This window comes from Acinetobacter sp. COS3, assembly GCF_000475335.1.
In the GTDB taxonomy this organism is placed as follows: domain Bacteria; phylum Pseudomonadota; class Gammaproteobacteria; order Pseudomonadales; family Moraxellaceae; genus Acinetobacter; species Acinetobacter venetianus.
The window spans coordinates 1-13213 of sequence record NZ_AXCD01000020.1 but is presented as its reverse complement, the minus strand read 5'-3'; the positions used below and the strand labels follow the sequence as shown (position 1 = coordinate 13213).

Annotated in this window: 12 protein-coding genes; all 12 read right to left on the bottom strand. The window is 38.6% G+C overall.

Translation table 11 applies throughout. The features are described from left to right. Positions 1 to 121: 121 nt before the first annotated feature. On the bottom strand, positions 122 to 1036 hold the full coding sequence (locus IO68_RS25920; RefSeq protein WP_023013451.1) for a hypothetical protein: 915 nt from the start codon (positions 1034 to 1036) through the stop codon (positions 122 to 124). A gap of 20 nt (positions 1037 to 1056) precedes the next feature. Beyond that, complete coding sequence (locus tag IO68_RS25915) at positions 1057 to 2181, bottom strand: toxic anion resistance protein (protein ID WP_023013450.1); 1125 nt, start codon at positions 2179 to 2181, stop codon at positions 1057 to 1059. Positions 2182 to 2193: 12 nt separating this feature from the next. Then, complete coding sequence (locus IO68_RS25910) at positions 2194 to 2970, bottom strand: hypothetical protein (protein ID WP_023013449.1); 777 nt, start codon at positions 2968 to 2970, stop codon at positions 2194 to 2196. A gap of 122 nt (positions 2971 to 3092) precedes the next feature. Next, positions 3093 to 3509 (bottom strand): PaaI family thioesterase, encoded by a 417-nt coding sequence (locus IO68_RS25905; protein WP_023013448.1) that lies wholly within the window; start codon positions 3507 to 3509, stop codon positions 3093 to 3095. 52 nt (positions 3510 to 3561) lie between these two features. Next, positions 3562 to 4545, bottom strand: a complete 984-nt coding sequence (locus tag IO68_RS25900) for a fatty acid desaturase family protein (RefSeq protein WP_023013447.1) — start codon at positions 4543 to 4545, stop codon at positions 3562 to 3564. A 120-nt stretch (positions 4546 to 4665) separates the two neighbouring features. Further along, positions 4666 to 5463, bottom strand: a complete 798-nt coding sequence (locus tag IO68_RS25895; protein WP_023013446.1) for a PaaX family transcriptional regulator C-terminal domain-containing protein — start codon at positions 5461 to 5463, stop codon at positions 4666 to 4668. Between the two features lie 112 nt (positions 5464 to 5575). Beyond that, positions 5576 to 6376, bottom strand: a complete 801-nt coding sequence (locus IO68_RS25890) for an undecaprenyl-diphosphate phosphatase (protein WP_023013445.1) — start codon at positions 6374 to 6376, stop codon at positions 5576 to 5578. Positions 6377 to 6504: 128 nt separating this feature from the next. Next, complete coding sequence (locus tag IO68_RS25885; protein ID WP_019384191.1) at positions 6505 to 8394, bottom strand: M48 family metalloprotease; 1890 nt, start codon at positions 8392 to 8394, stop codon at positions 6505 to 6507. Positions 8395 to 8497: 103 nt separating this feature from the next. Further along, positions 8498 to 10036: an amidophosphoribosyltransferase gene (purF, locus tag IO68_RS25880; RefSeq protein WP_004878808.1), complete on the bottom strand. Its 1539-nt coding sequence runs from the start codon at positions 10034 to 10036 to the stop codon at positions 8498 to 8500. A 40-nt stretch (positions 10037 to 10076) separates the two neighbouring features. After that, entirely contained in the window at positions 10077 to 10670 is a 594-nt protein-coding gene (locus IO68_RS25875; protein ID WP_023013443.1) for a CvpA family protein, read from the bottom strand. 1 nt (position 10671) lies between these two features. Next, positions 10672 to 11679: a quinone-dependent dihydroorotate dehydrogenase gene (locus tag IO68_RS25870; protein WP_031234809.1), complete on the bottom strand. Its 1008-nt coding sequence runs from the start codon at positions 11677 to 11679 to the stop codon at positions 10672 to 10674. A gap of 168 nt (positions 11680 to 11847) precedes the next feature. After that, positions 11848 to 13213 (bottom strand): YadA-like family protein (locus tag IO68_RS0116950; RefSeq protein WP_023013441.1); only part of this gene is annotated, 1366 nt, incomplete at its 5' end.

The following is a 13213-nucleotide window of genomic DNA, read 5'->3' as shown; positions in this document are numbered from 1 at the left end:
CTCCAAATGCTAAGACTTTAAAATCAGTTAAATTCATTCAATGAGGCTATAGTACGCAAAAGCGTTAAATAGGTAAAACAGTATGTTTTTATCAGTTTGATCGGATAAACCGAATACAAGGCTAAGCATCAAGTTGATGTTCAATTCGATTACGTCGACTTTTCAAATGAGATGCTAAAAAATATAAAACCATACTTATCGCTATTGTGACGAGCAGCAATCCCCACAACACCACATTTACGATTTGAGCGATACGCTCAGCCTGTTGGGCACGTAAATCCAATGGCTGTGTCATTAATATAATACTTTTGCCGTAGAGCTGTTGTTGCATAACCCATAATTGCTCAGGCTTGAAATCGTACTTTTGGAACTCTGTAGGATTATTTCGCTCTGCATTAATTAGCTGATTTACATAAATATTGGCAGTTTTTCGGTCTATCGGATCATGCAATAAAGCGACTTGCGCCAACACATAAGCTTTCTCAGTTGCAGAAGCATTCGACTGATTCAAATCCTGCACGATTTGGCTTTCGATAATATTATTTTTATAGCTCATCCACTGCTGATAAGCTTTTTCAGTTTCATCTTGCCAGTCATACTGAATATAACTCATACCTGACCATAACAGTGTGAAAGCAATGATCCAAGCAACGACTCGCAGTGTCCAAGCTTGAAAACGTTGTCGAAAAAAGTTTAATTTTTTTGCCCAACGTAGTAATAAAAATGCACCAATGAATGCAACGAATATTTTTATAAATAACCAGCCAAACCAAGACAGTAAATTAAAAAAATAATCTACTGGCTGTTTAAATGGAATTAGATCTTGAACATGGTAAGGCAAGTCCAAAGTTTGAACATGCATAGAAAGATCAAAAAAACGATAGACAAATTCTTTTTGGAAAAACAATGCAGTGATCGTCATTAACACCAAGGCGCTGCTTAAAAAAAACCAAATCATCAGATGACGTTGGCGTTCTTTTAAAACCACTAAACGCTGATCAATTGGCTGTACACTGAACTCGTCTATCGATGACAATGATCTTTCCTCTGCTTAAATCATAATTGAGAAGATTGGCTATTTTCTAGAACCAATTGATTCAAACTCTCTTGTAATGCACGTAAACGTGTCGTTGCTTCAGCACGTTTTTGCATCCCCTCTTTCTGAATCTGAATCACATCATTTACAGTTTTAATGAGGGTATTTTGCACATGTTCAAGGGTTTCGACATCAATCACCGAGCGCTGATTCGCTTTTGCGGTATCGACCGAGTTTTGATGCAATAATTCAGCATTTCGACGCAATAAATCATTGGTCGTGTCATCAATTGCTTTGGCTAACTGCACACTATTTTTTTGTTCCTGCAATGAAATCGCTAAGCTAATCTGGTTTTTCCATGCAGGAAGCGTAATGTTTTTGATCGCATAGAACTTATCAACCAACATTAAATTATTAGATTGAATAATCCGAATCATCGGCAAAGTTTGCATTGCAGATTGTTGTAAAACCTGCAAATCACTGACTCGCTTTTCCAGATTATTTGCCAAATGATTTAAATCATAAATCTGCTGTGTTGTCTGTTGATCTTGCTCTTGAGTTGTAAGTGTTGAAATCTGTTGTTGAATGTCTTGTTGCTTCAATTTTCCAGCAGCAATATAAACGCCAAGTTGTTTATATTCATCTTGAACGGCATCAAACATTTTGTCCAAAGTTCCAACCCGTGCTTTCAAACCAGACTGAGAACTTTCAATTTCTTTCACAAGAACATCAATCTGTTCTTTTGTCGTATTAAAGTGTTGGTCAAAACTTTGCTTTGCACCTTTAAACTTACTTAGCAATCCGCCAAAGAATCCTGAACTCTTTGATTTATTTAAAATGCTTGTCGTATTCAACTGCTGTGCAACTTGCACAACTTCATTTAACTTTTGCCCAGTTGCATCTAAGTCTTTGTTTTGAACAAGATTAAGCAACTCATCTGTATATGTAGATGTTTTATTGGCAATATTTTTACCATATTCAGCAACAACTGTCGTACTAATGTCAGCAAGCTCTTGATGTGCATCCATTACTTCTGCAAAGTCTTGAACCTGTAAGCCCAATTCTTTCAAGTTAAGTTGTTCAAAGCGTTGCTCTTGATTAACAACCAGTTCATTTGATGAATTGCTCAGTTCTGAATTAGACATAATATTCCCCTCTTATTTCTGTAATGATTTCTTAAGATTTTGAATGAGATGTTCTCTGCTTTTATCCAACTGTTCAAGTGTCTTTGTCGAATTGCTCTCTCGACTTTGTTCCAAATGATAGCGCCATGCTGGAATCAAAACCTGCTGTGCCTCTTTAAAACGATCTAATAAGCTAAATGATAAATGTTGTGATAACTGCATTTGTTTTAATGCAATATCATTACTGGTTTGTAAGGTTTGTAAGGTATTTATTTTTTTAGACAGTCGCTCTACAAAGTGATCTAAAGTTTGTTGCTTACTGAACTGAGGATACTCTTGCAAGAACTCTTCAGCAGCACGAATATACTCAGCCATTTGCTCTCTTAAACCGACAACCTGCTGTAACCGTGATTGAGATTTTTGAATCTCTATCTGTAATTTTTGACTGAGATAATTTGCCTCATCAATTAAACAATCAAAATTCTTTAGGTATTTGATCTGACCAGCATCGTACTCGATGTCGATCCCTAGCCATTTTTGCAATACATTAAATTTTCTTTGGCCCAGATACTTATTCGAAAGAGATAGCTGTTGAATAATTTGATGAATAACTTCGCTCAATTGCTGATTCAATTTAGGATCAACACCATTTAAGAGTACGCTTTGAGCTTGCACCAAATGATCAGCATAATGATTTAAACGATGCGGATCATTCAGCAACGGGACTAAATCATTACGCTTAATCGCCAAGATATGTTCTTGATTTATGTCAAGCTGTGATAAAGGAGTTAAATCAAGCGGTATGGTCATAGAAGTAGAAAATAGTAAGAACAAATAAATTTGAACATTCTAGTTTTAGCATGTTCTTACTATTTCGCATACTGAATTGTTGTTATGTTTTGCAGGATTGCTGATTGTTATTTTTAAAGATTTTATGATTTTTGTGGAATCGCATAGGTTCCAATCACATGAGCGACAGGCTCATCATCATCTAAAGAATAGAGCCAAACCTCACCTGTAACTAATGTTTTACCTACTTTAATCAGTTTACACACTGCCCGAATATTTTGATTCCCATTCGGTTTTCGAAAGAAGTTAATGGTCATGTTGGTTGTAACGGCCATCGTTACCAAACCAATATGACCCATGATTGCGACATAGAGCGCGAAATCAGCCACTAACATCAGTGTTGGACCAGAAACTGTTTGCCCTGGACGCAAGTCATCAGCATCGATTTGATACAACAACTGAGCACCTTTATGAGTGATTTCTTCAATGCTGGTTTTTTTAAGTGCTTGTGGAAACTCTTGAGCCAAAAACTCAATTAGTTCATTCTTTCCAATCTTCATCTGCTTTCCAAATTTTTCAATGTGATGTTTTTTAAGAGGTCCGTTTCAAATTTTATTCTGCTTGATTTGAAAGCTCATTTAAAACTTGCCAATATGTCGGCGCTTCTTCGACATGGCCTTTATCGCGCAACATTTGATGCATCTGTGGCAATTTAAAATATGGAACAGTTGCCATCAAATGATGCTCTTTATGGAAATTCACATGAATTGGTGCAACTAAAGCCCGAGCAATATAGCCTGCCTTTGTGGTTCGGGTGTTGGTCAATGCACTATGACTGGTCTCCATACCAGCATGTTCAGCCATCGAACGAACCCGTAAAAACAATGGAAATGGTGTCAAATAAGCCAGCACCCAAAGTGCATACAGTTTAGGATGCCCTGATGCCCATAAAGCTGAAAATAAAGCTGCATTGGTTACAATCGCACCACCACTATTTTTTAAGAATGTTTTGGGATAATCAAACCAACGACGACCTTCTTGAGGAATCCAACGACGGTCATTCGACACCGTCCACTCCATTTTCTCAACATCCATCAACACTCGACCAACTGCAAATTTAAATCCAGTCACGCCCGATAAATCACGTATAAATTTACGCATTAACGATTTCTTCGTCGTCGGAAACCCTGTTACAAGCGATAAATCAGGATCATCCACTGTAGAAGTCTTACTATGATGACGCAGATGATGGGCACGATACTTATGCAAATCATTCCAAATCGGACGAGCACATAACCAGTCCGTTAAAGTGTCATTTAACCATTTCGTTTTGAATAAACTTTGATGAGAAGCATCGTGCATGATGATTGCCAAAGCCAGCTGACGACCTGCCAAAATAATTAGCGCAGCAACACAGAGTAATAATTTTCCCCAATTCGGTAAATATTCCCAAAATCCGGCCACGGTAGCAAAAGTACCGCCAATGATCGCCCAAGTAGAAAAAACAGCCCAACCACCGTGCAAATCTGATTTAGTTGTTAATTCCGTTATTTCATCTCTCGTGAATAAATCACTGATTGCGGTACGCGTGTTCATATCCCTGCCCTACAATTGTTTTAATTTTATAAATACACAAATCTTAATTTTATTTTAAATTAAGTAATATTTCTGTCAATCTATTAAAATTTAATTTTTAGTAATATTTGTAATCAATCTTTATTCTAAACTGAGTTCATAAAACTTCTGCCACAACTCCAAACCTGTTCGATCTAGCTGTTGAACACTTGTGGCAAATTGATCACGTAATTGCACATCAACAAAATCTTTGGGTAATAACGGATCGTTCATTAATAGTGAAATCGTTTGGCGACCGAGTAATAACGATTCTCTAGCTGCTGCTTCCAAACTTAATTGACTTACCGTCAGCAACCACTCCTGAATCATTTGGCTATATTTTTTATAGTGCTGATTGAGATGCTCTATTGGCCATAACTGATAGATCTTTTCTTCTGTGTCTTGATCAAAATGAGAAATCTGACAAATCTTGGCACTACTCTCTAAGCCTGAAGCTTTTAATTCAGTAAAAAGATGATCAAATGAAATGGCCAAATTATCTGGACGAATATAAATCCCTTGTTCTAATTCTTTAAAACCAAAATGTTTCAACGCTCGTTCTCGACGATTTAAAGCGGTACGATCGACGCGACCTAACTCACCTGTAAACACAGCTAAATATTGCTGATTCCATTTTTTGGTTTGTTTAATTCCGTTCTTACGGTTGAGCATCACATCTGCCCACTCATGTGATTGCAAAGTAAATTGATAAACCCCTCGTTCAATCGCCTCAATGACTCCATCACCAGACAATCGAGTTACCGCGACGCGTATGCTGTTTTCACTAATCTCAAAAAGTTTCCCTGCAATAATAATTTGTTTAATCGAGATCTCACGACCTTGTAGCCCTAGAAGTAAATCAATGATCAAATCACGGGCATTCATTTTTGCTATTGTCATATTGCTATTGAACCAGTTTAAAAATAAAAAGAGCGAAATTAAGGTGAAACAGTTTAACTTAGAATTTGCCTCTTTTAGTCATCTTTCTAAAAGAGGCTTATTTTTTAATTATTTATAGGAAAATGAACAATAAAATGATACCAAGCACAATACGATACCAAGCAAACACACGCAAAGTATGACGTTCAACAAACTTTACTAATGCACTCACCACAAGTAGCGCTGCAATAAATGCCGCCACAAAACCAACACCGATATTCAGCATGTTTTCTTGAGTCAGAACATCCGCATTACGTGCTAAATCAAATACAGCTGCACCTAACATGGTTGGCATTGCCAAGAAGAAAGAAAACTCGGTTGCTGCCTTACGAGACAAGCCAGAGAACATTCCACCGACAATCGTTGCACCTGAGCGAGATGTTCCAGGAATCATTGCAACACACTGCGCACAACCCACTAAAAATGCTTGTTTATAGGTAATTTTTGTTGCTTCAGTGGTTTTATGATCAAACATAATCGACTCAACCCAGAAAATAATTAAACCACCGACTATTAAAGCAATTGCCACAACAAGTGGGCTAAACAATACGCTTTTGATGAAATCAACAGCGAAAATACCAATCACGACAGCAGGGATAAAAGCCAATAAAACACTAAAGGTAAAGTGTCTTGCCTCAGTATCTCCACTAAAGAAACCTTTAATCAAGTCCACAATCTTTTGGCGGTATAACCAACATACTGCCAAAATTGCACCCAGCTGAATAACAACTTCAAATACACGACCATCATCAGAATGGAAGTCAATCATATGACCAAATAAGATCAAATGCCCTGTACTTGAAATGGGTAAGAATTCGGTAAGACCCTCGATAAAACCTAAAAATAAGGCTTTTAAAATTTCAATATGTTCCATAACTTACTCAAAAAGCGTAAATACAAAAATAAAAATAAATGGCAAGCTTACATGTAAATAAGAATATTTTATGTGACTGTCACGTAATAATTTTGACAGCACAATAAGCAAAAATTTATCCGTAGATTCTAGATAATCATCAAGCTGTTTTTCTTTTGCATTTGTTCAACAACATCTTTGGTATCAAATCCTAAACGCCAATACAGCAATTCCAAAACATCTAATTCGTCTTGAGTAATAATCCGATCACTCCACAAGCAGCGTTCAGCAATCGCCAAGATATTTAGACGATCACGTAATAACAGGCCTGAGACATCATTTAGGATTTCAGCTAAATCTAAAGGCTCATCTGAAATATCAGCAAAAGTTTGCATTTCAACTGCAGTTAAAATCTTTCTTAAAATACGCTCACGCACTTCTAACTGATTCGGACTATTGATTTGTTGAACATGCAATAACGCATCAACCAGATGCACAATCTGTGATTTAACATCTTCAATAGCTGTTGGTAAATGTGCAGGCATCAGGTTTAACTCATGTTTAACTCGTTCAAGAAGTAAAGCATCAAGTAAACCAACTTCACCATCTTCCTGAATGATACAAGCAAGCTTAGTTAAAAATTGACGGGCAATACTGGTTGGCATATGACCAATATTTTTACAGGCATCATGGAAAATTTGCACATGAATACGACCATCTAGATTCAATAAAGCATCCACAATCGCATGACTTACAGGTGCGTCTTGAGGAATAAATTCTCGATATTGACGAATCATCAAGATCGCCACCATTACTTCCCTTGAACCCGTTGCAGTCTGCATGGCACGTTGGATTAACTCTGGACGCTTTTTATTTTTACGCATCTCAGGATTCAAAGGCTTAATTGCATCATTCAACGCAAAACTTATTGGAGACAAGCGCAACAGAGGTAAAGGCTGCGGTGAACTCCAAGGGGTCGTAATATCGGTAATTTCTTCCTCTAATGATCGAAACAAACTGAATAAAGGACGATTTCGAAGTTTACGCAAATTCTCTAACTGTAAGTCTTGCAACAGTGTTGGATTCAGTTCGTAGATACGATCTTTAATACTTGGATGAATATTCATCCAGCTTTGCGGACTCAGTGAATTGGCAAAGCACATATGAGAGATTGATTCAGAATAAGCACTATGAATTTGCGAACCAGTATGATGCACATAAATTCTTAATAACGTTTGGATATTGGCGTTGTTATTCATCAACCGCATGGTTTTCAAATCATTACGGAAAGTTCGACCACTCAAAGTCAAATATTTGATTAAACGAGTAATTAAAATACCCAAACTACCAATCAGCCAAATCACTCCACCGATTGCCACAAAAATCGTTTCAAACTTATTTCGATAGGAAGTTGCATAAGGGTTATAGCCTGCCTGAGCTAATTTACTTCCCCATTGACTGAACGTTGTTAGTCCACTGTATAAAATTTTAAGCTTAGTGTTTTCAACAGCTTCACCAGATAGAATTTGATTGAACTCATAACTAAGTAAGCCATACAGCTCAAGTTCATCTAAGTTCTGCAAAGCACCCCAAGTTAGAATAATCACAATATCCTGTGATTTAAATCCTGCTGTTAAGGCATTAACACCGACTTCATCGGGCAATACATACACTGCTGGTGTATCAATTGCAAAACTACGCGCGACTTGCTCTACTACTTTAAGTGCGGTGCTTTCTTCAGGGGTACTTTCGTCAAAAACGAGACGACGAGCTTTTAATTGCTTGGCAAGCGAATGTCCACCTTCACGCAACACATAAAGCTCAGCACAAACAGACCAAACTAAGACAAAGAAAAGCAGAAAGATGAAATACGGACTGAGAACATGCCACCAAATCAGCTGGGTGTAATCAAAGAAATGCACCACCAAACCCAAAATTAAATTGAGAATAAAGACGGTTAATAACATTGCGAGAATACAGAAACTAACTGACCACGCAATATTCTTATTTTCAATTAAATAATGGCTCATTTCTTTCAATGTAAATTTTCCTTATTACATTGTTTCTATCCGTGGCATTAGCGCCTTCTGTATCATAAAATAAAAAAGCGGGAAATTCCCGCTTTTCTGGATATTAAAATGATTACTCTTCTTTAATACCTGTTAAATCCACTGAAGCTGCATCAATATTTACATCAATATAACCATCAGTTTTTTTCTTAGCCGTATCGCTACGTTTTAACTCAAGGTTAATTAAATAGTCGTTATCAATGCCACCAGCAACATAAACACCATCAAAGACAGAACAATCAAACTCTCTTAAATCAGGAACTTTGCTTGTACGCACAGCATTTTTCAGATCTTCAATTTCTTGGAAAATTAAACGATCTGCACCGATAATTTCACGAATTTCTTCAACTGTACGATCAGAAGCAATAAGCTCAGATTTTGCTGGCATATCAATACCATACACGTTCGGATACTTCACCATCGGTGCTGCTGAGGCAAAGAATACTTTTTTCGCACCAGAGTCACGCGCCATCTGAATGATTTCATTACACGTTGTACCACGTACAATTGAGTCATCGACTAAAAGAACATTTTTGTCTTTAAATTCAAGCTCTACTGGGTTCAGTTTTTGACGAACTGATTTTTTACGTTGTTGCTGACCTGGCATAATAAAGGTACGACCGATATAACGGTTTTTCATGAAACCTTCACGGAACTTCACGCCTAAAATATTTGCCAACTCTAAAGCTGATGTACGGCTTGTATCAGGGATTGGAATCACAACATCAATGTCATGCTCCTCACCCCATTCTTTTAGGATTTTATGCGCAAGCTTTTCGCCCATTTTCAAACGAGCTTTATAAACTGAAATACCATCAATTGTTGCGTCTGGACGAGCAAAATAAACGTATTCAAAAATACATGGACGGTATTCAGGATTAACTGCACATTGCTTAGAGAATAAGCGACCTTCACTGTCGATAAAGATAGCTTCACCTGGTGCAATATCACGTTCAATTTTGAAACCAAGCGCAGTAATTGCAACTGACTCTGAAGCAATAATATATTCTGTACCTTGATCAGTTTCTCTAGAACCGTAGATTAACGGACGGATACCATTTGGATCACGGAAGCCAACTAAACCATGACCTGTAATCATGGCAACGACACCATAAGCACCTTTGCAGCGCTCATGAACGCGAGAAACCGTATGGAAAATATCTTCAGGTGTTGGATTTAAAGTACCAATTTTCTGTAGCTCATGCGCAAATACGTTAAGTAATACTTCTGAGTCAGAATCAGTATTCATATGACGTAAATCTGTTTTAAACAGATCATCATGAATTTCAGCTGCGTTGGTTAAATTACCATTATGTGCAAGCGTGATACCGTAAGGTGAGTTTACATAAAATGGTTGCGCTTCTGCACTGCTAGAAGAACCCGCTGTTGGATAACGTACATGTCCAATACCGTAGTTACCAAGCAAAGCACGCATATGACGAGTATGGAATACATCGCGCACCATACCGTTGTCTTTGCGGAGGAACAAACGCCCTTGATGGCAAGTAACAATACCTGCTGCATCTTGTCCACGATGTTGTAACATCGTCAAGGCATCAAATAACATTTGGTTCACTGGCGATTTACCGGCTATCCCAACAACTCCACACATAGCAACCTCGCGACAAGCTAGGAACGGGGTTTGACCCCAATTAATAAAAAGGATTTTTAGTCGAATGGTCAGCGCGCTGATCCGTAGCAGCACGTTCTGACTCGTCCATTTCAGTTGAAGGGCGATGCAAAAGCGCACCTTCAGACCTCATTTGATCTAAAGCTTGATTTGCAGCATCTTTGGAAATTTCAGTCGCCAAAGGAGCATAAGGTAATAAAATCTGAATTAATTTTGACTGTTTCCAGTGGGGAGAACTATCCACCCAAGGTCCTACACCTTGCATGGCGATCAGAACAATCAATAGTCCTTTTAGAGAGCCAAAAGCACCACCTGCTAAACGATTTAATGGGCCCAGTTTTAAACTTTTCAAGAGCCCATTTAAAAGTGCGCTAACAATCCATGTACACACAACAATGATCAATACAATGAAAGCAAAAGCTGCAATTTTTTGCACAACAGGGTCTTGGCTGAGACTGCTCATTGCAGGTGCCAATGTAACTGCGTACTTTGCCCCAATGATCAATGCAAATATCCATCCGACCAAGTTCGCAAAGGCTTTAATAAATCCTTGACGCAAACCGTTTAGCCCTCCAATGAGCAAAATGATCAGAATAATGATATCAAGCGTGTTCATTTCACACTGTCATCGCGTTAACACAATCTTTAATAAGCGTTGGACCTGTATAAATAAGGCCACTATAAACTTGAACCAAGCTCGCTCCTGCTTGCTGTTTTGCTACAGCTTGCTCACCATTTAAAATACCACCAACACCAATGAGTGGAATCTGTCCGTTCAGCACTTTAGAAAATTGACGTAAACACTCAGTACTCTTTTCAAATACTGGTGCACCAGACAATCCGCCTGCCTCATTACCATTTGGAAGGTTTTCAACACCATCACGACCAAGCGTCGTATTCGTCACAATAAGACCATCAATTTTGAACTGAATGAGTTGAGCTGCAATAAATGCAATATCTTCTGGTGTGAGATCAGGTGCAACTTTGAGCACTAAAGGAACATAATGATTATATTGTTCAGCAAGTTCTAGCTGTCGATCTTTCAAAGTTTGTAATAACTCTGTAAGTGCATCACCACTTTGTAAGCTACGCAGATTTTTAGTGTTTGGAGAGGAAATATTGACTGTAATATATGATGCGTAATTATAGACTTTTTCTAAACAAATCAAATAATCAGAAACGGCTTCTTCGACAGGAGTATCTGCGTTTTTTCCGATATTAATTCCTAAAATCCCTTTAAACTTTGCTGATTTAACATTTTCAATCAGTTTATCAACACCATCATTATTAAAACCCATACGGTTAATAATGGCTTTTGCTTCAGGAATACGGAATAAACGTGGCTGAGGATTGCCAGCTTGAGGACGCGGAGTGATTGTACCAATTTCGATAAAACCGAAACCTAATGCTGCTAAAGCATCGATATGCGCACCATTTTTATCCAAACCCGCAGCTAAACCAACAGGATTTGGAAACTCGATACCCATGCAAGTTACAGGTTTTGCAGCAACTTTTTGATGCATAAAACCCAACTTATGCGCTTTATCAAGCATAGAAAGTGTGAGTTCATGTGCACGCTCTGGCGCTAAAGTAAACAACAAAGGGCGAGCCAATGAATATAACATACCAATCACAGTCTACTGATTTTCAAGTAGGCATATTATAGGCATAGGCTTAACAAAACGCCATGCCTGACAAGCGCTTATTTTGTGAAGAAAAGCCTTATTGCTGCAACAATATCCTGTTTTCTTCATATCCCTCGCCTTACTATAGCAAGACGAGGGACATTCACATCACCATTGAATACCAACTGATACTGCCGTACTAATGTCATTATTGGTATTCGTCGAGAAACCACCTTTCAAGACGTATTTATTGTCTTCTGTCACTGTAGAAATACCAATCGCAACCGCCTGCTCTCCATTATGATTCGCGGCTCCGATTGATAACATATTCTTACCAGCTAACGTAGGTTGAGGTAAATTGCCAATCGCCAAGGCACTTGCAACCCCTGCATTGGCAGACTGATCAACTTTTGAGAAACTTCGCTCTAAATCAGCTATTCGATGATCGGTATAAGCTTGTGCATCTGATAACACTTTAGCATCAGCAGTTTTGTACTCTTGTCGCAAGACTGTTTCTCGACTATCTGTATAGCCTTTAGCACTATTTAATGTAGTGGCATCTCCTGCATCCGCATGGACTTTCGCATCTGATAGCACTTTAGCATCCGCTGTTTGATAGTCCTGACGAATCACCGATTCACGAGTGTCCGTATAGCTTTTAGCATTATTTAATGTCGTTGCATCTCCTGCATCTGCATAAGTTTTTGCATCACCTAGAACTTTTGCATCTGCATCTTTCATTTGTTTCACATTTACAGCATCAGTATCTGCTACGCCTGCTGCAACATGAATAATTTGACGCTCTTTTCCTGATGCACCAACTGATACTATGTTATCACGATCTGAAGCTGAATCATTACCTAATACAACAGCATTTTTAGCTGAAGTATTTACATTATTACCAACAACAAAAGTTCTATCCCCTGTGATGGTATTGTCATTGCCGACAGCATAACTGTCGTTTGCCTGAATTACGTTTGGATCGCCGAATGCCCCTGAGCGATTTCCTTCAACTTTGTTACCTTTACCCACTACAGTATTCGATTCTCCTGTTGCAGATGCTCCTGAACCAACAACTGTATTATTATTGCCATCAGCTATAGCACCATCGCCCAAAGCAATTGCACCAGAACCTGTTGCTTTTGCACCTGTGCTCGTTTCATTGGCTTTAGCATCTAAATAAGATGTATTACCTCCTGCACTACCACCTGTACCGCCATTTTGGCCTGCAAGCCACTCTTGTTCTGTACCTGTAAATCCATTTTCAACCGCAATTTCAAAGGCACTTGCTCCAGTATCACCTTTAGGACCTGTTGCACCTACTGCACCCGTGTTACCCTTAGCTCCATCTACGCCAGCAGCACCCGTGTCACCTTTAGCGCCCGTTGCACCAACTGCACCCGTGTCGCCCTTAGCTCCCGTTGCACCAACTGAACCTGTATCCCCTTTGGCACCTGTTGCACCTACTGCACCCGTGTCGCCTTTAGCACCTGTTGCACCTACTGCACCCGTGTCGCCTTTAGCCCCCGTTGCA